Source organism: Thioclava sp. IC9, assembly GCF_002213225.1.
Taxonomy (GTDB): domain Bacteria; phylum Pseudomonadota; class Alphaproteobacteria; order Rhodobacterales; family Rhodobacteraceae; genus Thioclava; species Thioclava nitratireducens.
Map to the genome: position 1 here is coordinate 1 of NZ_NBNX01000010.1, position 24,288 is coordinate 24,288.

A 24,288-nucleotide genomic window follows, 5' to 3' on the forward strand; every position below is an offset into this window, starting at 1 on the left:
TGATCAGGCAGGCGGTCGTCTCCGCCCAGGCCCCGGTCGCCATCAGACCAAGCGCCGTCGCTCCCAGAATCGCGGTTGTCTTCTTCATGTCAGGTCTCCTCCCTTGCTGAGATGCATTCAGTGCATCCATTGAAACTTCATGGAAAAGTTTTCTCGCGTCCGATCGGGATGCGCGTCGCACCCGCATTCACGATGCCGCAGCATCGCCGGCGAAGCCTCTTCCTTTCCCCGAAGTCACCAAGAGCTAGCGCCCGGAGCTTCCATCTGTCAATAAAAACTTCCGGATGAATTTTTATTTAGGTCAAATTTTCGATGTCGCTTGCGCCCCTCCGGGCCGCCGCGTAGCATCCGATCACCCACGAACCACGCAGGACTAAGCTGCGTGACCTTCCCCGCCGGTGAGAGATGACGACAGCACGCCCCGACAAAACCCTGAATGCCGTTCCGCTCATGGGCACCAACCAGCTCACGGTAAGGGACCTTAACGAGCGTCTCGTGCTCCATCTGATCCGCCGCCACGGCACGCTGACGAAAGCCGAGGCGACCCGCGCGACCGGGCTGTCCGCCAACGCGGTCTCGGAGATATTCAAGGCGCTCGAGCAGGACGACCTGTTGCTGCGCGGCGATCCGGTCCGGGGCCGCGTGGGCCAGCCCTCCGTGCCGATGCGCCTCAACCCAGACGCGAAACACTACCTCGGCCTGAAGATCGGCCGAAGCAGCTTCGACATGGTCGTGGTCGACTTTACCGGCGCCGTCTTGGCCCGCCGCTCGGCGCGCCACGGCTTCCCGACCCGGACGGCGCTGGTCACCTTCATAAAGGACAATCTCCGCCCGCTGCTGCGCTCGGCAAAACTGAAGCGCGAGGACGTGGATGCCAGCGGAATCGCGATCCCCTCCGAGCTGTGGCACTGGGCCGAGGACTTCGACGCTCCGACCGACGAGCTGGAGAAATGGCGCAGTTTCGACGCCCGCACCGAGCTCGCATTGCTGCTTCCCGGGCCGATCTCGGTCGAGAATGACGGCACCGCGGCCTGTCGCGGAGAGCTGGTTTTCGCCCCCCCCACCGACAAGCAGGACTACATCTATTTCTTCGTCGGCACCTTCATCGGGGGCGGCGTCGTTCTCAATGGCAGCGTGTTTTCCGGGCGGTCGGGAAACTCCGGCGGCTTCGGGCCGCTGCGAATTCCCGACGAGCCCGGCGGCCACCGCCTGATCGACCATGCCTCGCTCTCTGTGCTCGAGCGCCTTCTGGCGGAACGGCAGAGCGACCCCGAGCGGCTTCACGACGACCGTGCCGACTGGTCGCCTCTCGAGCCTGCGCTCTCGCTCTGGATCACGCGCGCGGCGAGAAGCCTCGCCCATGCGATTGTCTCCGCCCAGGCTGTGATCGATTTCGAAGCCGTCATCATCGACGGCGCGTTTCCGCAAGATATCCGCGACAGGCTGGTGGCGGAGGTCGACCGGCATTTCTCGCGCCTCGATCTGCAAGGAGTCTATCACCCCGAAATCCGCGCAGGGCATTTCGGCTCGGTCATCCGCGCCATGGGCGCCGCGGCTTACGCAATTTCGACCGAATTCATGATCGACCAGAATACCTTGCTCCGGAAAGCGCCTCCCGGGCAGTTGGCGCGGTAAACCCCCATCGCATGACGCGGTCACCCGCGAGCCGGCACGAGCGGCCCCGGGCAAACATTGTTTGCCGCCGCAGACGCAACGCGGAACCGGCATCCCGAATTCTGCGTGGCGCGCGGATCAGCGTCCTTTTCCGCGGGAGCGCCCGTTCCCTTCCCGTCCATTTCTGACGCATACACACGCGATTCGACTGATTTTCGGCCAGCTGGAAGGGCTTTCCCATGCGGGCATGGCATCATCTCGCTCCGGCGCTGCCGGCATTCCACTGGCGCGAACAGATCCGGGCGGGCCTCGGGGCGCTGCTCGGCATCAGCCTCTGCGCCCTCGTGGTGAGCCTCGGCGCACGGTTCGGGCTTTCCTCGCTCTATCTCGTGGCCCCTCTCGGGGCGACGGCGGTGCTGGTGTTCGGCGTTCCGAACTCGCCCCTTGCGCAGCCGTGGTCGGCGATCGTCAGCAACGTCACCTCGGCCTTGGTCGCGCTGCTCGTGGTCCGCAGCCTGCCCGGCTCATGGTCGGTGGGGATTGCCGTCGGCGCCGCGATCACCGCTATGATGTTCGTGCGCGCGCTGCACCCGCCGGGCGGTGCCGTCGCCTTGCTGACCGCGCTCGATCCGACACATGCGCTCGAGATCGGACCGCTCTTTGCGTTGGTGCCGGTCGGACTGACGACCGCCACGCTGGTCCTTGCCGCGATCGTCTATAACCGGGCCACCGGGCGGGTCTACCCGTTCCGCCAGCCCGAGACGGAGCCGGCGCCGGATGCGCCGCCGCGGCTGGGACTATCGAGCGCGCAGCTGGGCGAACTGCTCGACCGGTTCAATCAGACGGCCAATCTCGGGGTGGCGGATCTCGGGCGGCTGCTGGCCGCCGCAGAGGCCGAGGCGGCGCAGCACCGCTTCGACGGCACGACCTGCGCGGACATCATGACCACCGATCTCATCACGGTGCGCCCTGACACACCGCTGCCGGAGGCCGCGCGCCTGTTTCGCGCCCATGCCATCAAGAGCCTTCCTGTCATCGACGCCGAGACCCGGCTCTGCGGCCTCGTGCTTCAAGCGGATCTTCTCGACGAGGTCGCCGCGCAGGGCCGGCCGCGCGCCCTGCCCCAGCGGGCGCGGCCCCGCACCGTCTCGGAGGTGATGCGTTCGCCCGACCGCGCGGTCGCCCATGACCTGCCCGTCGGCACCCTTCTCAACCGTCTCGCGGCGCAGGGAACCGAGGTCGTGCCGGTGACGCGGGAGGGCCGTCTCGCAGGTATCCTAACCCGCTCCGATATCATCCGTCTGCTGCTGGAGGGGGCCGACGACCGAGCGGCGGTGTAGGCGCGCCTGAAAAGCAGGGCGCAATCGCGCGGGAGCGGCGGAGCCCCCCCGCCCGTCCGACACGTTCATTGGTTGGTAATATCGCCCTTGAGCGAATAGCCGATCATCAGCACGTCCTTGCGGGTCATCTCGTCGACCTCATGCGCCGCAAGGACCGACATGATGTCGTCGATTGCGGCCATGTATTCGCTAGTGCTGATATTCATGCCGCGATGCGCCGCCACCATGTCGCGCCCGGTATATTGCTCGGGGCCGCCGCTGCCCGCGCCGAAGAACGCACAGAGTTGCGCCTTGGCGTCGTTCAGGTCGTCCGGCCTTTCGCGGTATGGCAGGAAACGGGCGCTGATTGCGGGGTTTACCATATGCGCCTCGAGGACATCGTCGACGAGCGCCTTGATCCCGGGCTTTCCACCGAGCCGTTCGTAGAGAGTCTGTTCCATCGTTCTAGCTCCTTGCTGTCTGGAGGCCGTGGCCCCGGGGCGCATTCGCGTCCGGGGCGCGACGGCTCATTGCGCGGCCTGCCGCACCTGCTGCGGCTGGATGTTGTGATTCACCCGGAAGAGGTTCGTCGGGTCGTAGCGCGCCTTGATCTCCTGCAACCGGTTCAGGTTTCCGCCATAGGCCTCGGCGAGGCGATCCGCGTCATCCGCGGGCAGGAAATTCACATAGACGCTCGGCGCAGCATCCGCCGCCGTGGCGTCGAACAGGTCGCGCGCCCAGCCGATGCAGTCCGCATCCTTCGCCGGGTCGTCCCAGCGGGTGTGGACGTTCATGGTGAAGTGGCTGTCGCGCTGCGGATAGGCGGTCGCGTCCGACGGGACGCGGGCCATTGCGCCGCCGACATGGGCGATGAAGATCTCGCATTGCGGATCGGGAAGCTCCTCAACCGCGCCGAGTATCGCCTCGATCGTGCCGCGGCCGAGCTTCAGGAAGTCCCGGCTCTTCCAGTAATTGCGCGCGCCGGGCGTCAGCAGCGGATCGAAGGCCGCCTGCCATCCGGTGAAGGGATGCGGGCCGATCACGTCGACGATGGGCGTGCCGAGGACGCGCAGCTCCCGCATCGCCTCTTCGCCCTTGGCCATATCGCCCACGTAACAGGCCGCGAAGATCAGCACCTCGCGCCCGTGCCAGTCCTCCGGCAGGAACGGCAGCGGCGGCGCCTTGCGCAGGACCGACCAGACCGTCAGCTCGTCCGGCGCTTTGTCGCATATCTCCTGGAACTTCGGCAGCAGAGTGGCGGCCGCCGCGAAGGGATGGATCACGAGCCCGGACAGAACCTCGGTGCCTATGGCGTGAGCTTGGAATTCGAAGGAGGACACCACCCCGAAATTCCCGCCCCCGCCGCACAGCGCCCAGAAGAGGTCCGGATGCTCCGTCTTCGAGGCCCGGATGCAGCGCCCGTCGGCGAGCACCACATCAGCCGACAACAAATTGTCCACGGTCATCCCGTATTTCCGGGTGATCCAGCCGAAGCCACCGCCAAGCGTCAGTCCCGCGATCCCGGTGGTCGAGTTCACGCCGACGGGCACGGCAAGCCCATGCACCTGCGACTCGCGATCGACGTCGCCCAGCGTCGCACCCGGCTCGGCCCGGACGGTCGCGGCTTCGGGATCGACATGAACCGAGCGCATGCCCGACAGGTCCAGCATCAGCGAGCCCTCCTCGACCGCGAGACCGGCGATCTGGTGGCCGCCGGACCGCACGGCCATCCGAAGTCCCTTTTCCTTGGCAAAGGCGACCGCGCTCTGGATGTCGCTGGCCCCCATCGCATGCACGACCAACCCCGGCTTGCGGTCGATCATCCCGTTCCAGATCGACCGCGCGGCGTCATAGCCTGCGTCTCCCTCGATCAGGGTTTCGCCACGCAAGGCGGCGGCAAGGGCCTCCCGGTCCGCGCCGGTGATCTTCTTGCGCGTGCCGTCCAGCCCGTTCATTTCAATGATATCCGACATGTCTTCCTCCCTCTGAGACCATGGCGCACGGCGACGCGCTCTACCCCTTGCGCGTCTGCCGCGTTTCGATTGCTTGCGGTTCTGAAAGGATGAGCGCGCGGCGTGTCTCAAACCAGTGGCGAAACTGGACCGGCCCGCCCGAGCGGAGAGCATGGGCACGAAGCCGAATAAAGGAATCGCAATTCGTGCTATGCTGGGAACAGCCATGGAGGAGATCTCCGATGTCCAACGCCAGCTACTTCCAGTTTTGCCCCGTCGCGATGGCGGCCGAAATCCTCTGCACCCGATGGACGATCGTCCTCGTGCGCGAGCTCGTGGCGGGATCGACGCGCTTCAACGATATCAGGCGCGGCGTTCCGCGGATGTCGCGCACCCTGCTCGCACAGCGCCTGCGGGAACTGGAAGCGGCCGGGATCGTCGAACGGCATCCTGTCGAAGGCTCTCAGGCTGTCGACTATCTCCTGACCGACGCAGGAAAGGACCTTCTGCCGGTTGTCGAGGCCTTCGGGATGTGGGGCCAGAAATGGGTGGAATCCGAGCCGTCTCTGGAACGGCTCGACGTATCTTTGCTGATGTGGGACATGCGCCGCAATCTCGATCCGGCGCCGCTTCCGCCGGGGCGCACCGTCCTCAATTTCCGGTTCCCCGAGCTCGCGGCGTCGAAATCCTCATGGTGGCTGATCGTGGAGGCGAGCGGCGATGTCGATCTGTGTCAGGTCGATCCGGGCTTCGACGTGGATCTTTTCGTCACGACGGATCTGCGCACGATGACAGAGATCTGGATGGGCCTCACCACCGTGTCGAAAGCCGCCCGGAAACTCGATCTCGACGGGTCTCGAGACGTTGTGGCCTCGATGCAGAGCTGGCTGGGCCTCAGCCCCTTCGCGACCGAGCGAAAACTGGCCTCCTGAGCCGCGTCGCCCTGCGCGGGCATGCCCAGGGCGCGCGGCGCACCCTCGCTTGAGCGAAGCCATCTCGACAGCGCTCCGCCGTTTTCGGCCCGGCCGTCACAGTGGCGTGAGACGTGATCTGGGTCAAAACGGCCCCTTCACCAAACACGTTATCCCTCTTCTCGAAGGTCGAAACCTCAACACCGAGAAGGGAATAGAAGATGAAACTCACACGACGCACCACCCTCGCACTCGCCCTCGCGGCTCTGCCGACGCTGACGATCACGCCCGCAATGGCCGCCGATCCCGCCACCGTGCAGGTCTCGCTCTGGGACAAGGGCGACAACGCGATGGACGATCTGGGACAATTGCCGCCCATGGGCTTCAACATGGCTGGCGCCGGCGAGCGGGTCTCGAAGGCGACGATGGGCGTCACCGCGACACCGGCGGTCGTGCCTGCGGGCAAGGTCACCTTCGAGGTCAAGAACGACTCGAAGGGCACCGTGCACGAGATGATCGTGGCCCCGGTCAAGAGCGCGACCGAGGAACTGCCCTATAACAAGGACGAAATGCGGGTCGACGAAGAGAAGGCCGGCCATCTCGGCGAGGTCTCCGAGCTCGATCCCGGTCAGAGCGGTTCGCTCACGGTGACGCTGAAACCGGGCGAATACATCCTCTACTGCAACATCCCCGGCCACTACGTCATGGGGATGTGGACGCTGGTCCGTGTAGAATAACTTCGACAGGTCAGGCCAACGTCATGCAAAGGCACTGCCCCGGGGCGAGGCTCTAAGACTAAACCCCGAGGCCGGGACGCGGCGAAGGTCAGCCGCGCCCGCGATAGGGCGGAACACCCTGATCGGGAATCCAGACACCCTCGGGCATCGCCCCGGTTTGCCAGAATACGTCGATCGGGATACCGCCGCGCGGATACCAGTAGCCACCGATGCGCAGCCATTGCGGCTTGAGGAAATCCGCCAGCCGCCGCGCGATGGAGATCGTGCAATCCTCGTGGAACGCGCCGTGATTTCGGAACGACGTCAGATAGAGCTTCAGCGATTTCGACTCCACCAGCCACTGTCCGGGCACGTAGTCGATCACCAGATGCGCGAAGTCGGGCTGCCCCGTCATCGGGCAGAGCGAGGTGAACTCCGGCGCCGTGAAGCGGACGTTGTAGCTGATATCGGCCTGCGGGTTGCTCACCCGTTCGAGCTCGGCCTCCTCGGGGCTTGCCGGGATGCGGGTCGCGCCGCCGAGTTGCTTGAGATCGCTGTAGATCGAGTTGGTCATTTGGGTCTCCGATGGATCAGACGCCGCGCTTGTTGCCCCAGATCAGGACATGCAGCTGCGGCAAAATACGGGGGGCGAACCAGTTGTCCGCCATGGCGGTTTCCGTCAGCCAGCCAAGCCGGTCGGCCAGCGCCTGCGGATCGACCGGAACCTCCGGATCGACCTCGGGATTGCCCGGCTGAAGATAGAGCGGCAGATCGGGGTGACGGGCATGGGCGTCCTTGGCCCAATCATAATCCGCACGGTCGAAGATCACGATCTTCATCACGGTGCTGCGGGCAGAGCGTCCGGCCGCCACGCAATCGGCGAAGACCTCCCAATCGACCTGCTCCCCGCTCGAGGGCGGCTTCGGCGACAGCACCAGCGTATCCAGATCGCCGAACCACGGCCGCGCGACAGAACCCTGCGTCTCGCAGGCGAAGCGGTAGCCGGCGGCTCGCCCAAGCGCGATCAGCGGTCCGAAATCCTGAATGGCCGGGTTCCCGCCGCTGAGCGAGATCGTCAGCGGGCGGTCGCCCGACAGGCGGCGCAGCTCTGCCCAGACTTCCTCGGAACTCATCGGAGCCCACGTATGGCGATAGGCGCTCTCGACCGCGTGGAGACTGTCGCACCACGAACAGCGGTAGTCGCAGCCGCCCGCGCGCACGAAGAGTGTGGGCGCGCCAATCAGCGCGCCTTCGCCCTGAATGGTCGGGCCGAAAATCTCGGCGATGCGCAGCGTCGTCATGGACGGTATTCCGCCCAGGTCTTGGGCGTCTCGCTGACCAGCGCCGCGCTGGTCTCGGGCCACCGCGCCTTGCACCAGTCGTAGAAATGCTTGGCCATGTTCTCGGCGGTCGAAGGCACCTCCATCACATCGTTGAGGTGCCGATGATCGAAACTCTCGTCGATATAGGTCTTGAGCGGTTTCAGATCATGATAGTCGCGCACGAACCCGTTCGCATCGAGCGTCGCGGCAGCCAGCTCGACGACGACGATGTAATTATGCCCATGCAACCGCGCGCACTGGTGATCGTCGGGCAGATGGGCAAGCTGGTGCGAGGCGGAGAAGTGGAATTCCTTACGGATGCGAAACATCAGCGGGCCTCCTTGTCGGCGACGGCCTTGGCCCAGAAATCGGGATCGGCATAGACGGTCGGGTCTTCGACGCCCGCCAGATGGAACGCCTCGCGCCGCTCGACGCAGGTGCCGCAACGCCCGCAATGCACCTCGCCTCCCTTGTAGCAAGACCAGGTCTCGGCAAATGGCGTGCCGTGTCTGGCGCCCTCCGCCACGATGTCGGTCTTGGAGCGATGCACGAAAGGCGTATCCAGCCGCACATCGGCATAACCGTCGAGCGCCATGCGCTGCATCGCATCGAAAGCCTCGGTGAAGGCAGGCCGGCAATCGGGGTAGATGAAGTGATCGCCTCCATGGACCGCGGTCGCCACCGCTTCGTCGCCATTCGCCGCGGCTACGCCGAAGCCGATTGCCAGCATGATCGCGTTGCGGTTCGGGACGACAGTGATGCGCATCGTCTCTTCGGCGTAATGCCCGTCGGGCACGTCGATATCGTCGGTCAGCGCCGAACCTGTCAGCGCGGCCCCGATCGGACGCATGTCGATAAGGTGATGCGGCACGCCCAGACGGCGCGCGGCGGCGGCGGCGTAATCAAGCTCCTTGCGGTGCCGTTGGCCGTAGTCGAAGGAAACGAGCCGTGTGAGATTGCCCTCAGCGGCGACGATATGGGCGAGCGACACGGAGTCGAGGCCGCCCGAGCAGATGACGAGAGTCTTCATTTTTGAACCCTTGTTTTGATGACCGGGTAGGCTGCGACCGGTTGAGCGGGCCTCTAAAGGAAGGACCGCTCCGCCGCAAGGGCGCGCGCGTTGGTCCGTCAGATGGAAATCCGGGCGCACAAAGAGGGCAGCGCCCCGCAAACTGGGCAAATTTGAACCGGCGTTTTACCCCAATTTTTCTTGGCTTCGAGCGATGCGGAGGCGATTAGCGTTCCTCCTGAATCCGGGCGAAGATCGCATCCCAGTCTCGACGCCTCGAGATCACACAGGCTCAACTTCTGGCGCGCGCTCGCAAAAGGGCAGGCAATCGCTTCCGTCGTTCAAAAGGAGGCGGTAGCGTTATCTTCATGCGCGCTCGAACAGACACATTCCCTGACTGGGTTCCCCGAATTGAGACGGATCGGCTCTTGCTGAGGGCTCCGGTCGAAGAGGATTTCCCGGTCTATTGCGATTTCTTCAGCGACGCGGAGGCCTCCCGCTTCTATGGCGGGCCGCTGTCGCCCGCTGCGGCTTGGGTGAAACTGACGGCGGATGTCGGGCACTGGGTGCTTCGGGGTCACGGTGTCTGGGCGATCGACCTCGTCGAAGAACGGCGATGTGTCGGAACATGCGGCATCGTTCACGCCAACGGCTGGCCTCGCCACGAGCTGACATGGTGGATCGCGCGCGATGCCCGGCGCCGCGGGATCGCCGCCGAGGCGTCGCGAGGGGTGATCACATGGGCGTTGGATAATGGCTGGGACGCGGTGGAAACGCATATGCGAGACGAGAACGAAGCCGCTCAGCGCCTGACCGAAAAGCTCGGTGGCGAGCAGGTCGCCAGAGAGAGATTCCCCGATGGTATCGAGAGAAGCGTGTATCGGTTTCCCCGGCCCCGCGCTTGAAGCCCGGGCTCCGTTGACCACCCGACCGCGCGGCGAGGGGCCGCTTTTTTCCGAGCGATAGCAAAAGGCGCCGCGCACCAGAGGCCGCGAGGCGGTGCCCATCCGCACATCGCGGCACCGCCGGCCTGATTATAGATAATAGTTAGCGTTTACGCCTCCCTGCACCTCGACCGCTCAGAGACTTCATTGATTTTTATTTTATTTCATACTATTAGACGACCCCCTAAGCGCGTCGACAATAGATTTCTTTGCAAATTGAGATATGCCGCGCCGCGTCATCTTCTGACCACCACAGTCAAGAGATGGGTCGTCATGAAAGATCGCGCACATAAAATCTATAATCTTCCGCTGATGGACTTGCTGTCCCGCGCCCATGGCGTGCACAGGGCGAATTTCGATCCGAACAGGATCCAATGCGCCAAGCTGCTTTCGATCAAGACCGGAGGCTGCCCCGAGGATTGCGCCTATTGCGCACAGTCGGCGCGCAACGGCTCCGAGCTCAGCGCATCGAAATTGATGGAAGTGGAGAGGGTTCTTGCAGAAGCGCGCGAGGCCAAGGCGGCAGGCGCCACGCGCTACTGCATGGGGGCGGCGTGGCGCTCGCCAAAGCCACGCGACATGCCCGCGGTCATCGCCATGGTCGAGGGCGTCAAGGCGATGGGGCTGGAGACCTGCATGACCCTCGGGATGCTGGACGACGAACAGGTGGTACAGCTCAGGCAGGCGGGGCTCGATTACTACAACCACAACATCGACACCTCCGAGGAGTTCTATTCCGCCATCGTCTCGACCCGCAGCTTCGCCGACAGGATCGAGACGCTCGAGCGCGTGCGGCAGGCCGGGATCAATGTCTGCTCGGGCGGCATTCTGGGCATGGGCGAGACGGCGGAAGATCGCATCAGCATGATCCAGACCCTCGCCGATCTGCCGGAGCCGCCGAAATCCATCCCGATCAACCTCCTGATCCCGATGCCCGGCACTCCGATGGCCGACACGCCGCCGCTCGATCCGTTCGAGCTCGTGCGGGCCATCGCCACGACGCGGATACTCGCGCCGAGCTCCTATGTCCGTCTCTCTGCGGGGCGCAGCGCGATGTCCGATGAGCTGCAGGCGATGTGCTTCTTCGCGGGGGCGAACTCGATCTTCGTGGGCGACACGTTGTTGACGGCTGACAACCCCGAGGACAGCAAGGACGCGTTGCTCTTCGCCCGTCTCGGACTGGTCCCCGAGGCGCTGCCAGAGACTGCGGATCAGCCATGAACCCCTATCCTCGTCATGCCTCGCGCCTCGCGCAGCTCGAGGCGAGAGGGCGGCTTCGGGAGCTGATCCCCAGCAAAGGTCTCGATTTCGCGTCGAACGACTATCTGGGACTGCGCGACTCCGCGGAACTCGCCCAAAGCATCACGGACGCGCTGGCACGAGGTATCCCGGTGGGATCGGGCGGCTCGCGGCTGCTGCGGGGCAATGACGCGGAATTCGAGCGGCTCGAAACCGAAGCCGCCGCGTTCTTCGGGGCGGACGCCTGTCTCTACATGGGCGGCGGCTTTCAGGCCAATCAGGCGATCCTGACCTGTCTGCCGATGAGCGGCGATCTGGTGCTGCACGATGCGCTGGTCCACGCCAGCATGCATGAGGGCATGCGGCTCGGCGCGGCGGACCTGCGCAGCTTTCGCCACAACGACGCCCAGGACGCCGCCGCCCAGATCCGGAGCTGGCGTGAGCATGGCGGCAAAGGCCGGGTCTGGCTGGCCCTGGAGACGCTCTATTCGATGGATGGCGACTTCGCGCCGCTGGCGGATTTCGTCGCGATCGCCCGGGACCATGACGCCACCCTGATCCTCGACGAAGCCCACGCGACGGGTCTCTACGGCGTCGATGGCCGGGGGCTCGCCCCGATGGGCTGCGACGTGCCGATGATCGTGATCCACACCTGCGGCAAGGCGCTCGGCGCGAGCGGGGCGCTGATCTGCGCCGACAGCGTGATCATCCGAACCCTGATCAACCGGGCGCGGCCCTTCATTTATGCCACAGCGCCCTCGCCGCTGATGGCGGCGGCCGTCCGGCACTCGCTGCATATGCTGCAAACCCAGCCGCGATGGGGAAACCATGCCGCAGCGCTCCGCCAGCACGCCCATCATGCGGCGGAAAGCATCGGCCTGGACCATCACGGCAGTCAGATCATACCGCTGATCGTCGGCGAAGATCATGCCGCTACCCGTCTCGCGCAGGGGCTGCAGGCGGCGGGGCTCGACCTGCGGGCCGTGCGCCCGCCGACGGTCCCCAAAGGCACGGCACGGCTGCGCATCTCGCTGACGGGCGGGTTGCAGCCTCGCGACATCGACACCCTGTTCGGCACCCTGTCCACCCTTGCACCGGAGCTTACCCCATGACCTCACCCATCGTCGTCACCGGCACCGATACCGGCATCGGCAAGACCGTCTTCAGCGCGGCGCTGACACTCACGCTTCAGGCGAGCTACTGGAAGCCTGTGCAGGCCGGGCTGGACGAGGAAACCGACAGCGAAACCGTCGCGCGGCTCACGGGGCGGCCCACCCTGCCGGAGGCATGCCGTCTGCGCACCCCGGCCTCTCCCCATCTCGCGGCGAGGCTGGACCGGGTTGAGATCGGTTCTCTGAAGCTGCCCGAGGTGAAAGGCCCGCTCGTCATCGAAGGCGCGGGCGGTGCGCTGGTGCCCTTGAACAGCAACCGTCTCTATGCCGACCAGATGGCGGACTGGGGCGCGCCCGTGATCGTCGTCGCGCGGACCACGCTCGGCACGATCAATCACAGCCTGCTGACAATCGAAGCCCTGCGCGCCCGGGGAGTGCCCCTCGTCGGTATCGCCTTCGTCGGCGACGAGGTGGCCGACAGTCAGGACACCATTTGCCGCATCGCCGAGCTGCCGTCGCTGGGCCGCCTACCCTTCATGTCCGATCTGACGACACAAGGATTGCGCGATGCGGCCCGGCGGCTCGATCTCGATCGCATCCAGGGAGCACTGTGATGAAGGATATGGCTTTCGAACAGGCGCATGTCTGGCATCCCTATACCGAACGCGCCCGCCCGCAGCGCCTGCACAGGATCGTTGCGGCGGAGGGAATCTGGCTGACCCGCGACGACGGGGGACGGATGATCGACGCCATGTCCTCGTGGTGGGCCGCGGCCTTTGGCCATGCGCCGGCGCCCCTCGTTCAGGCGCTGAAGGATCAGGCCGAGGTTCTCCCGCATGTGATGTTCGCAGGCCTCACCCATCAGCCCGTGATCGATCTCACCAGACAGCTCGTCGCGGCGATGCCCGCCGGGCTCGATCAGATCTTCTATTCCGACAGCGGGTCGGTCGCGGTCGAAGTGGCGGTGAAAATGGCCGCCCAGTCGCAGGTGAACCGAGGCCATCCCCACCGCACGGACCTCGCAACCGCGCGGGGCGGCTATCATGGCGACACGTGGAAGGCGATGAGCCTGAGCGATCCCGAGACCGGCATGCACGCCCAGTTCGGACGCGCCCTCTCGGCGCAGCACTTCGTCTCGCGCCCGCCGATCCCCTTCGAAGCGCAGTGGAGCGAGGATCCCGTGCGCAACGGGCTGGCAGAAGTGGAGACGCTGTTCCGCACCCACGGCGACCGCATCGCGGCCTTCATCATCGAACCCGTCGTTCAGGGAGCCGGCGGAATGCATTTCCATCACCCCGGCTACCTGCGCGGATTGCGCGCCCTGTGCGACCACTTCGGCATCCACCTGATCTTCGACGAGATCGCCACCGGATTCAGCCGCACGGGGGCCGATTTCGCGATGGAGACGGCAGGCGTCACCCCCGACATCCTCTGCCTCGGCAAGGCGCTCACCGGCGGCATGATGACCCTCGCCGCCACGATCACGACCAAGGAGCTGGCCGCGACTGTCGGCGCCCTGATGCACGGCCCGACCTTCATGGCCAATCCGCTGGCCTGCGCCGTTGCCTCGGCGGCCATGGATCTGTGGAAAGGCCGCGACTGGTCGGCCCGAGCCCGCGCCATCGAGACACAGCTCGCCACCGAACTGGCCCCAGCCCGAGCCATGACGGGCGTTCGCGACCTGCGCACGCTCGGCGCGATCGGCGTCATCGAGATGGAGGCCCCGCTGCCCGTCGGTCGCGTGCACCGGTTCTGCATGGAAAGCGGTGTCTGGCTGCGTCCCTTGGGACGGCTCCTCTACGCCATGCCGCCCCTGAGCATCGAACCCGACGAGCTGAGCCGCGTCACCCATGCCATGCTCACCATTGCGAAGGGGCTTTGATGCGAGCGCGTTGGACCAGGCAGCGGGGGCATCCGCATCTGGTGATGTTCTATTCCGGCTGGGCCACTGAGACCGCCGAGATCGAACTTCTGGCAGGCGACAGTGACCTGTTGATCCTGAGCGATTACCGTAACGAAACCTTCGATCCCGCATGGATAGAGAGGCATGACCGGATCACGCTCGTCGCCTATTCGATGGGGGTGGCAGTGGCGGCGCGGCATCTGGGTGGTCTGCGCCCCGAGCGTGCCATCGCGATCTGCGGCGCGACCGACCCACGCCGCACCATCGGCGCGGACATTTATGACGGCACCCTCGCCGGCCTTGACCGCCAGAGCCTTGCCCGCTTCGCGCGCCGCGCAGGGCTGCCGCAACCGCAGGCGCCCGACATTGCCGCATTGGGCGACGAGCTGCGCGCGCTCAGGGCTCGGCCCCCGGCGCCGGTCGGCGCATTCGACCGGATCATCGCGGCGCGCAAGGATCGCATCTTCCCCGCCGACGCGATGACCGCTGCCTGGCCAGGCCAGCCGATCGACTGGGTCGACACGGGCCATTTCCCGTTCGCCCACTGGCGGAACTGGCAGGAGATCATCGAATGAAAGAGCGTATCGCCGCAGCCTTCTCGCGCCATTTGGCAAGCTATGACGGGGCAGCCTCGGTTCAGGCCCGGATCGCGGCACGGTTGAGCGAACGCCTGACCCCGATGATGCAACGCGGGGCGCGGGTTATCGAGCTTGGCCATGGCACCGGCCTTCTGACGCGCCACCTTCTGCAGCTCGAGCCACGGGAAATCTGGCTCAACGACCTCGCAGCGCCGCTGCCCCATCTGCACTGGCCAGAGCGGACCCGCGTCCACGCCCTCGGGGGGGATGCGACCGAAATCGATTTGCCGGATCGCCTTGATCTGGTCGCCTCGACGTCGATGCTGCAATGGTTGGCCGCGCCGCGTAAACTCCTTCGCAAGGCGTCCGACACCCTCGTCCCCGGCGGGCTTCTCGCCGTCACCAGTTTCGGTCCCGGGAATTTCCCGGAACTCGCACGGCTGGGGCTTGCCGCGGGTGCCCCCTCCTATCGTGACGCGGACGGACTGAGCCACGACATGCCCCGGCACATGGAGGTGATCGCCGCGTGGGACGAGACCATCCGTCTGGATTTCCCCGATGCGCGGGCACTGTTCGGGCATCTTCGCGCGACCGGGGTCAACGGGCTGATGGGCGGGCAACTGTCGGCGCCGCGCCTGCGTCACCTGATGAAGCGGATGGACCGAGACGGCCCTCTGACTTTGACCTACCATCCGTCCTGCTGTATTGCCCGCATGCCCTGACCTTCGGCCCACACGCCCCCTTGAAAGTCCGAGACCATTCCTGCCGCGCCCACCCCCGACCTGATCGCCGACGAACTGGCCCGCCGCATCATTCGCGGCGAATTGATTGCGGGCGAACGTCTCCGGCAGGATTATGTCGCCGCAGAGTTCAACGTGAGCCATGTGCCGGTCCGCGAAGCCCTGCTCAAGCTGTCCGCGCGCGGGCTGGTGGTGTCCCGGCCCAACAAGGGGGTTCACGTCGCGCCGCTGGATCCGCTGGCGCAGCGCGAGCTGAAACTTATGCGGCTGGCGCTCGAACCGCTCACGCTTCTGCACTCGGTGCCCAACCTGACGCCCGCACAGGTGCAACAGGCAGACGAGCTGCGTCAGGCCTGCGATCAGGCCTCCAACATCTACGACTGGGAAGAGCAGAATCGCGCGTTCCACATCAAGATCTACGAGGCCTGCGAGATGCCGCGCCTGCTGGAATCGGTCGAGAACATGCAGAACCTCGCGGCCCGCTACATCCTCGTCCATTACCGCGCGCGCTGGCGCCCGCGCATCGACAAGGATCACCACGGCATCATGAGCGCGATCCGGCGTCAGGACGCCAAGTCCGCCGCCGCAATTCTGACGCGCCATCTGCAGCGGCTGAACTGAACCGGCCGCGCCGCACGCGACCTCGACGCGGAAACCTCCGGCGCTGCATCACCCATCCGCCTTGGCGGCGAGCAAGGCGAGCGCCTCGAAACCGCGTTCTTGAAGATCGCGCGCGGCCCGCCACGCCCGCAGGCCCGAGGCGCAGCACAGAACGACCCGCTGACCGGAGGCGGGCTCCAGCGCCGTCAGTTCCGAACCGGGCAGCCTGACGGCCCCGGCGGAAATCGGCGAGCGCGCTTCGTCTTCACCGCGCAGGTCGACCACAAGATCGCCTTCACACAGCATGTCGGCCGACACAAACCGCAGCGGCCTTTCCGGCTCGGGCGTGCCGAGAAAGCTGAACCCGCCGAAGCAAAGCTCCGCCAGATCGGCGGTGAGCATCCGGCCCAAGGCGGGCGGGTCGGCCCCAAGGAGCACGCGCAGCGCGATCTGCGCCTGCAGCGAGCCGATCACACCAACCACCGGGCCCAGCACGCCCGCGGTGGCACAGCTCGCGCCGGAAGCGGGAAGGTCCGGGAAGACCGCGCGCAGCGAGGGTGCCTCACCGCAAAAGCCGCCGACATAGCCGGTCTGGCCCAGAACGCTCGCGGAGATCAGCGGGGTCCGCGCCCTCAGGCAAGCATCGGAAAGGATGTAGGACACCGCGAAACTATCGGCGGCATCGATCACCAGATCTGCCTCCGCCGCGATCTTCTCCGCCCGTTGCGGCCCGAGCGCGGTAGCGCGCGCCTCGACCGCGATCTGCGGGTTGAGGGCGCGCAGCGCGTCGCGCGCGGCTTCGACCTTGGGGCGTCCGAGATCGGCCATCCGATAGAGCGGCTGGCGGTGCAGGTTGCTTTCCTCGACCATGTCGGGATCGAAGATCGTCAGCCGTCCCACGCCCGCCCCGGCGAGATATTGCAGCACCGGACAGCCCAAGCCCCCGGCCCCGATGACGGCAACATGCGCGGCAGTCAGCTTCGCCTGCCCCGCCGCGCCGATCTCGGGCAGGATCATCTGGCGGGCATAGCGGCTCATGGCGCGCAGGCCCTCAGCCACGCGCGCACGCGCGCCTCCGGGTCGGGCGCCTGCTGGATATCGGTGACGACCGCGAGGCTGTCGGCGCCTGCCGCGAACACACCGGGCGCGCGCTCTGGCGTCAGCCCCCCGATCGCGACCAGCGGCACGCCCCCCGTCAGCGCCTTCCGGCGGGTCACGCGCTCCAGCCCCTGCGGCGCCCATTTCATCTTCTTCAGCTTCGTCGGATAGACCGGCCCGAGCGCCACATAGGCAGGGTCCTGCCCTAGCGCCCGGTCCAGCTCTGCCTCGTCATGGGTCGACAGGCCAAAGCGTATCCCGGCGCGGCGCAGCGCGGGCAAGTCCGCCGTGTCCATGTCTTCCTGCCCGAGATGGACGAAACGGCAGCCCAGGTCGAGCGCCTCTTGCCAATAGTCGTTCACCACAAGCTGCGCGCCGTGGCGGGCGCAGACATCCCGCGCCCGCGCAATCTGGCGGCGGGTCTCGGCGGGCGGGACGTCCTTGAGCCGCAGCTGCACCAGCCGGACGCCCTGCGGCACCAGACGCTCCAGCTGCGCGACATTCGAGGTGATCAGGTAGAACCGCTCCATCACATCAACTCCGCCAGCCCCAGAACCGGGGTCGAGGGCACGGCCATGTCGCGCCGCTCCATCGGATCGGCAAGATGCCCCGCGCGGCCCGCCTGCACCGCGAGCGCCATCGCGCGTGCCATGCCGACCGGGTCGCCGGCTTTCGCCACAGCGGTGTTCAAGAGCACCCCGTCCATCCCCAGCTCCATCGCCTGCGCCGCATCCGAGGGTCGCCCGACCCCCGCATCGACGATCAGCGGCAGGGTCGGGAAATGCGCCCGCATCGCGCGCAGCGCATCGGGGTTGCGCAGCCCCTGCCCCGAACCGATCGGCGCGCCCCATGGCATCAGCACCTCGCACCCGGCCTCCAGCAACCGCTCGCCGACGACCAGATCGTCGGTCGTGTAGGGAAAGACCTTGAAGCCATCGCGCGCGAGGGCCCCCGCCGCCTCGACGAGCGCGAAGACATCGGGTTGCAGCGTGTCGGCATGGCCGATCACCTCCAGCTTGATCCAATCGGTGCCGAAGACCTCGCGCGCCATCCGCGCGGTGGTGACGGCCTCCTGCGCGGAATGGCAACCCGCGGTGTTGGGAAGCACCCGCATCCCGGTCTCGCGCAGCATGTCCCAGAACTGCGTGCCCGCGCCGTCCGTGGCCTCGCGGCGCAGGCTTACGGTGATGACCTCGCAGCCGCTGGCGCGGATCGCCTCGCACAAGATCGCGGGCGAGGGATATTGCGCCGTGCCCAGAAGCAGCGCCGAGGTGAGTTCGGTGTCATAGAGTTTCATCTCAGCCTCCCTGCATCGGCGCGAGCACTTCGAGCCGGTCGCCCTCGGCAAGCCGCGTGTCCGCGCGGTTGGCCCGGGGCACGAACTGTCCGTTCAGCGCGGTGGCGATGGCGGGATTGGCAAAGCCCAGCTCCGCCAGCGCGGCTGCGAGGTCCTGCGCGGCAATCTCATGCGGTTTCGCGTTGACGATGATCTGCATCGGAGCCCTCCGGAAAGAAATGTTGCGTGACACGGGCCGCCATCGCAGGCGCAAGCAGGAAGCCGTGGCGATAAAGCCCGTTGAGATGAAGCGTCCCGCCGTGCCTCTCGAGGCGGGGCAGGTTGTCGGGATAGGCCGGGCGCAGCCCTGCCCCGGTCTCGATCACGCTCGCCTCGGCAAAGCCGGGATGCAGCGTGAAAGCGGCGCTGAGCATTTCGGTCAGCGAGCGCAGCGTAATCGGGCGCGTCGCGGCGCTTTCGATCATCGTCGCGCCAATCATGTAGACGCCCTGCCCGCGCGGCACGAGATAGAGCGGGATGCGCGGGTGCAGCAGACGCAGGGTGCGGGTGATCTCGACCTCCGGGCAGTGCAGGATGGCCATCTCGCCGCGCACCGGGCGCAGGTCGGGCAGGTCGGCGGCAAAGCCGGTGCAATCGAGATCCACCTGCGCGGGGGCCTTGGTTCCCAGCTCAATATCGACCCCGGCGTCACGCGCGGCCCGCGCCAGATCGCGCAGCGCGCGGCGCGGGTCGAGATGCGCCTCGTCCACGAAATACAGCCCGCGTGCGAACCGCCCCGCGAGGGACGGCTCCATCTCGGTGATCGCCGCCTGATCGAGCGTGCGATGGCCCGAGGTGCGGCGGGCGAAGCGCGTCAGTTCCGCACTGTCGCGCGGTGGGGCGAGGACCAGCGTGCCGCGCCGCGTGACCGGCGTGATCTCGGCCCACCAGTCTGCCGCGCGCGCGCCCAGCGTGACCACCGCCTCCTCGGCGCTTTCGGCTTCGCACCACGGCGCCAGCATCCCGCCCGCATAGCGTGACACGCTGCCCGCCCCGATCTCCTCTGCCGCCTCGAAGACCCGCACCGCAGCCCCGGCGCGCGCCAGTTCGAGCGCCGAGGACAGCCCCGCGAGGCCGCCGCCTGCGATGGTGATCATTCGCCCGATCCCTTGAGGGGCACATAAAGCTCCCCGCCTTCGCGGAACTTGGCGGCCATGCTCTCCATCCCCTCTTTCTGCGCCTCGGCGCGGATGTCGTGCGAAATCCGCATCGAGCAGAATTTCGGCCCGCACATGGAGCAGAAATGCGCGACCTTGTGCGCCTCTTTCGGCATCGTCTCGTCGTGGAATTCGCGGGCGGTATCGGGGTCGAGCGAGAGGTTGAACTGGTCTTCCCAGCGGAACTCGAAACGCGCACGGCTCAGCGCATCGTCGCGCCGCTGCGCCCCGGGCAGCCCCTTGGCCAGATCGGCGGCATGGGCGGCGATCTTGTAGGTGATCACGCCGGTCTTCACGTCGTCGCGGTCGGGCAGGCCCAGATGTTCCTTCGGCGTGACGTAGCACAGCATCGCGCAGCCGAACCAACCGATCATCGCCGCCCCGATCCCCGAGGTGATGTGGTCGTAACCCGGCGCGATATCCGTGGTCAGCGGACCGAGCGTGTAGAACGGCGCTTCGTGGCAGCACTCCAGCTGCTTGTCCATGTTCTCCTTGATCTTGTGCATGGCCACATGACCGGGCCCCTCGATCATCACCTGACAGTCCTTCGCCCAGGCGATCTTCGTCAGTTCGCCCAGCGTCTCCAGCTCGGCAAATTGCGCAGCGTCATTGGCATCCGCGATCGAGCCCGGCCGCAGCCCGTCGCCGAGGCTGAACGAGACGTCGTAGCGGCGGCAGATGTCGCAGATCTCTTCGAAATGCTCGTAGAGGAAGCTCTCCTTGTGGTGATGCAGGCACCATTTCGCCATGATCGAGCCGCCCCGGCTGACGATCCCGGTCACGCGCTCCACCGTCATTGGCACCATGTGCAAACGCACCCCTGCATGGATCGTGAAGTAGTCGACGCCCTGCTCGGCCTGTTCGATCAGCGTGTCGCGGAAGACCTCCCATGTCAGGTCCTCGGCGATCCCGTTCACCTTCTCCAGCGCCTGATAGATCGGCACGGTCCCGATCGGCACGGGGCTGTTTCGGATGATCCATTCGCGGGTGTTGTGGATGTTGCGCCCGGTCGAGAGGTCCATCACCGTGTCGGCGCCCCAGCGGATCGCCCAGACAAGCTTGTCGACCTCTTCCTCCATCGAGGAGGTGACGGCGGAAGTGCCCATATTGGCGTTGATCTTCACGAGGAAATTGCGCCCGATAATCATCGGCTCGGATTCCGGGTGGTTGATATTGGCCGGAATGATCGCGCGGCCCGCTGCGATCTCGTCGCGCACGAAATCCGGCGTCACGTAATCGGGCAGGTTTGCACCCCAGTCCTGCCCGTCGCGCGGTCCCACGTCCTCGCGCAACTGGTTCTCGCGGATCGCGACGAACTCCATCTCGGGCGTGATGATCCCGGCGCGGGCGTAGGCCAGCTGCGTTACCGCGCGGTCGCCCTTGGCCCGCATCGGTTGCCGCCTGACCGGGAATTCCGGCGTCAGCCGCGCCCCTTGGGCAAAGCCGTTATCCTCGGGTCGGACATCGCGCCCGGTATATCTCTCGACATCGCCGCGCGCCTCGATCCATGCCCGGCGCAGCGGCGCGAGACCGGCATTGATATCGGTCGTGACCTCGGGGTCGGTGTAAGGGCCCGAACTGTCATAGACCGGCAGCGGTGCTTCCCCGGCAGTGGGGTGCACGGCGATCTCGCGCATCGGCACGCGCAGACCTTCATGCAAAGCGCCCTCGACGTAGATCTTGCGCGACGCCGGCAGCGGACCGGTGGTGATCTTGGGGTTGGGAATGTTCATCGTTTCGGTGCTCCTCAAGCATTCGATCTCAAAGGACACCAATTGAGAGACGCTTGGGAAACCAAAGGCCGAACGGCCTTTTGTCATGGCTCGCAACGAGAGAAAGACTCTTCCCGGTCTGCTCGCCTAGCTTCCTACGCCAGTATCAACTGGGTCAGGTTCAAAGGGTCGCGTCACCGGGTTTTCACCCTGTCAGCCTCTCAGTCCCCTAAGCGGGACTCCCCTGCGTGATCCTGTTGTAGGAGCGAAGTGCGAACCTGGCAAGGCGCGTCCGCGTGGCATCCGGCGGTCGTGATCGGCGCGCCCGGCGTCAGCGGTTCAAAAGCGCGCCGTCCATCCCAGCGAAACCCCCACCGCGGAACGCTTCCCGGGTTCGTAGACAAGCCCCGCGCCGAGACGACCGATCCCCGCCGTGCGCGAATAGCCGAACTGAAGGTCGGGCTGAGGTGCTGCGCTTTCGATATTCACCGAGGAGGTCGTCATCACCACCTTGTCGGAGCGCGTGTTTCCGACGGCGGCCCCGACGGCGGTCGGCACGCTCATCGTCATCTTGCCCGAGGCAAGCGAGATCGGCGTCGAAATCCCGATGGAGACACGATCATCGCCGGACAGAAACCCTGTCTTGCTCAGGCCCACGGCATAGGCGTTCGAGTGCAGCCCGCTGCCGGAGCGAAGCAAACCGTCTCCGGAGAAGTTCGAACTGCCATTGGCCGCGGTGAACGCGAGAGAGGTGCCGTCACCGAGGGCGACGTTCATGCCGAGCTGAACGAAGCGGGTATCGCTGGACAGGCCGCCACCGAACGCGCCGCCCACCGAGGTTCCCAGGAAGCCGCCGTCTTCATGCAGGCTGCCGACGGTCATCGAGAGCTTGCCAACGCCAAACCGGGCACTGAGCGAGCCGGCGATGTAATGCGAGGTGATATCTCCAGCCCCGCCGCCTGCCTGCGAAATCGACGCCGACAGCCCGTCGCCGAGGCCGATTTCGTAATGCAGCGCGGATGTGGCATCGAAAGATTTCAGGTATGGCGCGGCCATCGCGGCGCTGTCGACCCAGCCTGTTCCGGCAATCGCAGAACCGTCGCCGCGCGACAGTGACAAGGTGCCGGTGCCCGCGCTCAGATTGATCGCATCCGTCCGTCCCATCGCGAAGGCTTCCGTCGCGGCTCGGGCGGCGCTGGCATCCGCGTAATCCGCCACGAAGCTGCTGGTCGGCACATGATAGCCCCGATCATAGGCATCGGTGACGATCATCCGCTGGTTGGAGAGCGTCGCGCGCAGGGCCCCGGCGACGCCGCGGCTTGCGCTGATCGCGCTTCGGGCGGCAGGCACGGAGGGGCCGTCGAGAGAGCTGGTCGTCTCGACCTTCAGCGTCCCGGCAGGTGCCTGTGCCTGCCGCAGATTGAGCTCTCCCCAGCCATAAACCGGGTCGATTCCGACCGCGCCGAGATCGGTCGCGCTGGTCTCGAGGATCTGCACGATTTGCTGACCTGTCAGCTCGGGGAATTCGCTCTTGAGCACCGCGACCGCGCCGGTGACATAGGGCGTCGCCATGGAAGTCCCGCTCATGTAGGCGTAATCGCCGCCGAGATCGCTCGGATAGGTCGAGAGGATGCTCACGCCGGGCGCCGCGAGGCAGTAATTCATCGCCTCGCCGCAGCGGTTGGAAAAGCTCGCGATCTGATGGTTGTTGTCGACGGCCACGACGCCGAGGATCGAGCCGTCCATTTCCGGGAAGTATTCCGGCAGGCCGGCCATCACGCTGGGATTGGCGCCGCCGTCGTTACCCGCGGCGAACACGCTGACCATGCCCGCTTTCGCGGCTGCATCGAGCGCGTCGATCGTGGCCGATCCGAGCTGCAGACGGATCTGGTCGGCGCTCGAAAACTGGTCGATCGTAAGCGTCTTGTCCGTGCTGTCCACATAGGACCAGCTGTTGTTCATCGAGGCGGCCCCGGCCTTGACCGACCGCGTGATCGCATCCGCATAGCTGCCCGCAGGCACCGAGCCTCCGACGCCTTTCAGGATCATCAGCTTGGACCCCCAGGCGATCCCCTCGATCCCCTGCCCGTTCTGCACACCGGCGATGACCCCGGCCACGTGCGTGCCGTGCCCGTCCCTGTCGGTGACATCGGAACTGTTGTCGAAATAGCTGTAGGAGAGGGCACCATCGATATTGTCGGCGAGATCGGGATGGGTCACATCCGCCCCGGTGTCGTAGACCGACACGAGTGTGCCGAGCCCGTAGGCCCCTTCAGCATAACGATACGCCGCCTCGGTCTGAGCGAGACCGCCGCTCGCGTAATATTCCTTGGTCTCGAAGCTGCTGACGCTGCCGCCGGTCCCAAGACGCGGCGCAATGCCCGGCGATGGCGGCTGTGTGTCGCTCGCGCCCGAAGAACCCGAGGAACCTCCGCCGCCCGCCCCCGCAGCCGCGGCCAGCCCCACCGCACCGAGACCCAAGAGAAGCAGCATGCTGTTGGAGCCGGTCACCGTAGTGGAATTCGCGGCGATTCCCTGCGAAGAGATGTCGGCCGCGCCGGGCGCCGCGGGACGGTCCTGCACCAGCCCGTAGGAGACTGTTGCACGACCTGCCAGCCGGATGTGCTCGCTGAGGTCCCGCGCATGGGCCGGGGTCACGACAAGCGACGACAAAGCCGTCGCCGCCAGAAAGTATCCGCCTTTCATCAAAAGCCCTTTCGCTGAAAATTCAGCCCGTTGAGAGGATATTCCGGTCATCTTTGCCTGCATGGGAGCTGCGTTCCTGTACGTCCCCACGCGCGTCGACAGCGCCTGTTTCCGGTGCCAATCCAACACGTCGGGATTTGTTGACGGCGATCTATCGCGCCACCGAGAACTCGTAAGGGGGGTCACTTTGAGGCGAACGAGGTGCCGACGATCCTTCGCCGAATGTCCCGATGTCGCCTTCGCGAACGCCTTATGACCGAAATCGCGAAAGGGTGCCTGTCGGAAAAACGCCGAACACGAATAATTGAAGCCCGTCGCCA

The 24,288-nt window shown here is 66.0% G+C and carries 25 protein-coding genes and 1 riboswitch; of the genes, 12 read left to right on the forward strand and 13 right to left on the reverse strand.

Annotated features, from left to right (window positions below; translation table 11 throughout):
- The first annotated feature begins 405 nt into the window (after positions 1-405).
- Entirely contained in the window at positions 406-1,635 is a 1,230-nt protein-coding gene (locus tag B6V76_RS18170; RefSeq protein WP_088728106.1) for an ROK family transcriptional regulator, read from the forward strand.
- A 218-nt stretch (positions 1,636-1,853) separates the two neighbouring features.
- Positions 1,854-2,954: an HPP family protein gene (locus tag B6V76_RS18175; protein ID WP_088728107.1), complete on the forward strand. Its 1,101-nt coding sequence runs from the start codon at positions 1,854-1,856 to the stop codon at positions 2,952-2,954.
- A gap of 65 nt (positions 2,955-3,019) precedes the next feature.
- Here B6V76_RS18175 and B6V76_RS18180 read toward each other — a convergent pair whose 3' ends face one another.
- Together B6V76_RS18180 and B6V76_RS18185 are read right to left on the reverse strand one after the other, a co-directional pair.
- Positions 3,020-3,394 (reverse strand): group 1 truncated hemoglobin, encoded by a 375-nt coding sequence (locus B6V76_RS18180; RefSeq protein WP_088728108.1) that lies wholly within the window; start codon positions 3,392-3,394, stop codon positions 3,020-3,022.
- Positions 3,395-3,460: 66 nt separating this feature from the next.
- Positions 3,461-4,906 carry an FAD-binding oxidoreductase gene (locus tag B6V76_RS18185; RefSeq protein WP_088728109.1) on the reverse strand — a complete coding sequence of 482 codons (1,446 nt, stop codon included), beginning with the start codon at positions 4,904-4,906 and terminating at the stop codon, positions 3,461-3,463.
- 221 nt (positions 4,907-5,127) lie between these two features.
- On the opposite strand from B6V76_RS18185, the gene B6V76_RS18190 reads away from it, so the two are divergent.
- Both B6V76_RS18190 and B6V76_RS18195 read left to right on the forward strand, forming a co-directional pair.
- The gene (locus B6V76_RS18190; protein WP_088728110.1) at positions 5,128-5,817 is read left to right on the forward strand and encodes a helix-turn-helix domain-containing protein; all 690 of its coding nucleotides are present in this window, start codon (positions 5,128-5,130) and stop codon (positions 5,815-5,817) included.
- A gap of 200 nt (positions 5,818-6,017) precedes the next feature.
- Positions 6,018-6,533 (forward strand): plastocyanin/azurin family copper-binding protein, encoded by a 516-nt coding sequence (locus B6V76_RS18195; RefSeq protein ID WP_077701104.1) that lies wholly within the window; start codon positions 6,018-6,020, stop codon positions 6,531-6,533.
- An 88-nt stretch (positions 6,534-6,621) separates the two neighbouring features.
- On the opposite strand, the gene queF is transcribed toward B6V76_RS18195, so the two are convergent.
- Genes queF through queC form a run of 4 tightly spaced genes read right to left on the reverse strand, consistent with a single transcriptional unit; the run spans position 6,622 to position 8,864 of the window.
- On the reverse strand, positions 6,622-7,086 hold the full coding sequence (queF, locus tag B6V76_RS18200) for a preQ(1) synthase (RefSeq protein ID WP_088728111.1): 465 nt from the start codon (positions 7,084-7,086) through the stop codon (positions 6,622-6,624).
- Positions 7,087-7,102: 16 nt separating this feature from the next.
- Positions 7,103-7,813: a 7-carboxy-7-deazaguanine synthase QueE gene (gene queE / locus B6V76_RS18205; protein ID WP_088728112.1), complete on the reverse strand. Its 711-nt coding sequence runs from the start codon at positions 7,811-7,813 to the stop codon at positions 7,103-7,105.
- Complete coding sequence (gene queD / locus B6V76_RS18210) at positions 7,810-8,163, reverse strand: 6-carboxytetrahydropterin synthase QueD (RefSeq protein WP_075777282.1); 354 nt, start codon at positions 8,161-8,163, stop codon at positions 7,810-7,812. Before queD ends, queE begins: the two co-directional genes overlap by 4 nt.
- A complete protein-coding gene (gene queC, locus B6V76_RS18215) occupies positions 8,163-8,864 on the reverse strand; it encodes a 7-cyano-7-deazaguanine synthase QueC (protein ID WP_088728113.1) in 702 nt (233 codons plus the stop codon). Before queC ends, queD begins: the two co-directional genes overlap by 1 nt.
- 407 nt (positions 8,865-9,271) lie before the next feature.
- Between queC and B6V76_RS18220 the strand changes: the two genes are divergently transcribed.
- From B6V76_RS18220 to B6V76_RS18255, 8 genes are all read left to right on the forward strand, one after another.
- Positions 9,272-9,748, forward strand: coding sequence for a GNAT family N-acetyltransferase (locus B6V76_RS18220; RefSeq protein WP_240497894.1), 477 nt, complete (start codon positions 9,272-9,274; stop codon positions 9,746-9,748).
- 312 nt (positions 9,749-10,060) lie between these two features.
- Entirely contained in the window at positions 10,061-11,008 is a 948-nt protein-coding gene (gene bioB / locus B6V76_RS18225) for a biotin synthase BioB (RefSeq protein WP_088728115.1), read from the forward strand.
- Entirely contained in the window at positions 11,005-12,138 is a 1,134-nt protein-coding gene (locus tag B6V76_RS18230; RefSeq protein ID WP_088728116.1) for an 8-amino-7-oxononanoate synthase, read from the forward strand. Before bioB ends, B6V76_RS18230 begins: the two co-directional genes overlap by 4 nt.
- On the forward strand, positions 12,135-12,752 hold the full coding sequence (bioD, locus tag B6V76_RS18235) for a dethiobiotin synthase (protein WP_088728117.1): 618 nt from the start codon (positions 12,135-12,137) through the stop codon (positions 12,750-12,752). The genes B6V76_RS18230 and bioD overlap by 4 nt, the downstream gene beginning before the upstream one ends.
- Positions 12,752-14,020: an adenosylmethionine--8-amino-7-oxononanoate transaminase gene (gene bioA / locus B6V76_RS18240; RefSeq protein WP_088728118.1), complete on the forward strand. Its 1,269-nt coding sequence runs from the start codon at positions 12,752-12,754 to the stop codon at positions 14,018-14,020. Before bioD ends, bioA begins: the two co-directional genes overlap by 1 nt.
- A complete protein-coding gene (locus B6V76_RS18245) occupies positions 14,020-14,616 on the forward strand; it encodes a pimeloyl-ACP methyl esterase BioG family protein (protein WP_088728119.1) in 597 nt (198 codons plus the stop codon). Before bioA ends, B6V76_RS18245 begins: the two co-directional genes overlap by 1 nt.
- Complete coding sequence (locus B6V76_RS18250) at positions 14,613-15,341, forward strand: methyltransferase domain-containing protein (protein ID WP_088728120.1); 729 nt, start codon at positions 14,613-14,615, stop codon at positions 15,339-15,341. Before B6V76_RS18245 ends, B6V76_RS18250 begins: the two co-directional genes overlap by 4 nt.
- A 75-nt stretch (positions 15,342-15,416) precedes the next feature.
- Complete coding sequence (locus B6V76_RS18255; protein ID WP_255415034.1) at positions 15,417-15,980, forward strand: GntR family transcriptional regulator; 564 nt, start codon at positions 15,417-15,419, stop codon at positions 15,978-15,980.
- Positions 15,981-16,028: 48 nt separating this feature from the next.
- Here the strand turns inward: B6V76_RS18255 and B6V76_RS18260 are convergent, their stop codons facing one another.
- The 7 genes from B6V76_RS18260 to B6V76_RS18290 all read right to left on the reverse strand — a co-directional run bounded on the left by B6V76_RS18260 (position 16,029) and on the right by B6V76_RS18290 (position 23,968).
- Positions 16,029-16,997 carry a HesA/MoeB/ThiF family protein gene (locus B6V76_RS18260; RefSeq protein ID WP_088728146.1) on the reverse strand — a complete coding sequence of 323 codons (969 nt, stop codon included), beginning with the start codon at positions 16,995-16,997 and terminating at the stop codon, positions 16,029-16,031.
- Positions 16,994-17,587 carry a thiamine phosphate synthase gene (locus B6V76_RS18265; RefSeq protein ID WP_088728121.1) on the reverse strand — a complete coding sequence of 198 codons (594 nt, stop codon included), beginning with the start codon at positions 17,585-17,587 and terminating at the stop codon, positions 16,994-16,996. The genes B6V76_RS18260 and B6V76_RS18265 overlap by 4 nt, the downstream gene beginning before the upstream one ends.
- Positions 17,587-18,354: a thiazole synthase gene (locus B6V76_RS18270; RefSeq protein ID WP_088728122.1), complete on the reverse strand. Its 768-nt coding sequence runs from the start codon at positions 18,352-18,354 to the stop codon at positions 17,587-17,589. The genes B6V76_RS18265 and B6V76_RS18270 overlap by 1 nt, the downstream gene beginning before the upstream one ends.
- Position 18,355: 1 nt before the next feature.
- A complete protein-coding gene (gene thiS, locus B6V76_RS18275; RefSeq protein ID WP_075777270.1) occupies positions 18,356-18,553 on the reverse strand; it encodes a sulfur carrier protein ThiS in 198 nt (65 codons plus the stop codon).
- Positions 18,522-19,490, reverse strand: a complete 969-nt coding sequence (locus tag B6V76_RS18280; protein WP_088728123.1) for an FAD-dependent oxidoreductase — start codon at positions 19,488-19,490, stop codon at positions 18,522-18,524. The genes thiS and B6V76_RS18280 overlap by 32 nt, the downstream gene beginning before the upstream one ends.
- On the reverse strand, positions 19,487-21,283 hold the full coding sequence (gene thiC / locus B6V76_RS18285; RefSeq protein WP_088728124.1) for a phosphomethylpyrimidine synthase ThiC: 1,797 nt from the start codon (positions 21,281-21,283) through the stop codon (positions 19,487-19,489). Before thiC ends, B6V76_RS18280 begins: the two co-directional genes overlap by 4 nt.
- Before the next feature lie 114 nt (positions 21,284-21,397).
- Positions 21,398-21,518: riboswitch (TPP riboswitch) on the reverse strand.
- Between the two features lie 83 nt (positions 21,519-21,601).
- On the reverse strand, positions 21,602-23,968 hold the full coding sequence (locus B6V76_RS18290; RefSeq protein ID WP_166504633.1) for a S8 family peptidase: 2,367 nt from the start codon (positions 23,966-23,968) through the stop codon (positions 21,602-21,604).
- Positions 23,969-24,288 lie beyond the last annotated feature (320 nt).

What these genes read in the sequence shown, in the direction of transcription:
- bioD (WP_088728117.1), top strand. Translation starts at nt 12,135, where the DNA reads ATGACCTCACCCATCGTCGTCACCGGCACCGATACCGGCATCGGCAAG.
- B6V76_RS18185 (WP_088728109.1), bottom strand. Translation starts at nt 4,906, where the DNA reads ATGTCGGATATCATTGAAATGAACGGGCTGGACGGCACGCGCAAGAAG.
- B6V76_RS18175 (WP_088728107.1), top strand. Translation starts at nt 1,854, where the DNA reads ATGCGGGCATGGCATCATCTCGCTCCGGCGCTGCCGGCATTCCACTGG.
- B6V76_RS18270 (WP_088728122.1), bottom strand. Translation starts at nt 18,354, where the DNA reads ATGAAACTCTATGACACCGAACTCACCTCGGCGCTGCTTCTGGGCACG.
- B6V76_RS18250 (WP_088728120.1), top strand. Translation starts at nt 14,613, where the DNA reads ATGAAAGAGCGTATCGCCGCAGCCTTCTCGCGCCATTTGGCAAGCTAT.
- queD (WP_075777282.1), bottom strand. Translation starts at nt 8,163, where the DNA reads ATGTTTCGCATCCGTAAGGAATTCCACTTCTCCGCCTCGCACCAGCTT.
- bioB (WP_088728115.1), top strand. Translation starts at nt 10,061, where the DNA reads ATGAAAGATCGCGCACATAAAATCTATAATCTTCCGCTGATGGACTTG.
- B6V76_RS18265 (WP_088728121.1), bottom strand. Translation starts at nt 17,587, where the DNA reads ATGGAGCGGTTCTACCTGATCACCTCGAATGTCGCGCAGCTGGAGCGT.
- B6V76_RS18195 (WP_077701104.1), top strand. Translation starts at nt 6,018, where the DNA reads ATGAAACTCACACGACGCACCACCCTCGCACTCGCCCTCGCGGCTCTG.
- thiC (WP_088728124.1), bottom strand. Translation starts at nt 21,283, where the DNA reads ATGAACATTCCCAACCCCAAGATCACCACCGGTCCGCTGCCGGCGTCG.
- B6V76_RS18170 (WP_088728106.1), top strand. Translation starts at nt 406, where the DNA reads ATGACGACAGCACGCCCCGACAAAACCCTGAATGCCGTTCCGCTCATG.
- queE (WP_088728112.1), bottom strand. Translation starts at nt 7,813, where the DNA reads ATGACGACGCTGCGCATCGCCGAGATTTTCGGCCCGACCATTCAGGGC.
- B6V76_RS18280 (WP_088728123.1), bottom strand. Translation starts at nt 19,490, where the DNA reads ATGATCACCATCGCAGGCGGCGGCCTCGCGGGGCTGTCCTCGGCGCTC.
- B6V76_RS18245 (WP_088728119.1), top strand. Translation starts at nt 14,020, where the DNA reads ATGCGAGCGCGTTGGACCAGGCAGCGGGGGCATCCGCATCTGGTGATG.
- B6V76_RS18230 (WP_088728116.1), top strand. Translation starts at nt 11,005, where the DNA reads ATGAACCCCTATCCTCGTCATGCCTCGCGCCTCGCGCAGCTCGAGGCG.
- bioA (WP_088728118.1), top strand. Translation starts at nt 12,752, where the DNA reads ATGAAGGATATGGCTTTCGAACAGGCGCATGTCTGGCATCCCTATACC.
- B6V76_RS18190 (WP_088728110.1), top strand. Translation starts at nt 5,128, where the DNA reads ATGTCCAACGCCAGCTACTTCCAGTTTTGCCCCGTCGCGATGGCGGCC.
- B6V76_RS18290 (WP_166504633.1), bottom strand. Translation starts at nt 23,968, where the DNA reads ATGAAAGGCGGATACTTTCTGGCGGCGACGGCTTTGTCGTCGCTTGTC.
- queC (WP_088728113.1), bottom strand. Translation starts at nt 8,864, where the DNA reads ATGAAGACTCTCGTCATCTGCTCGGGCGGCCTCGACTCCGTGTCGCTC.
- B6V76_RS18180 (WP_088728108.1), bottom strand. Translation starts at nt 3,394, where the DNA reads ATGGAACAGACTCTCTACGAACGGCTCGGTGGAAAGCCCGGGATCAAG.
- thiS (WP_075777270.1), bottom strand. Translation starts at nt 18,553, where the DNA reads ATGCAGATCATCGTCAACGCGAAACCGCATGAGATTGCCGCGCAGGAC.
- B6V76_RS18260 (WP_088728146.1), bottom strand. Translation starts at nt 16,997, where the DNA reads ATGAGCCGCTATGCCCGCCAGATGATCCTGCCCGAGATCGGCGCGGCG.
- queF (WP_088728111.1), bottom strand. Translation starts at nt 7,086, where the DNA reads ATGACCAACTCGATCTACAGCGATCTCAAGCAACTCGGCGGCGCGACC.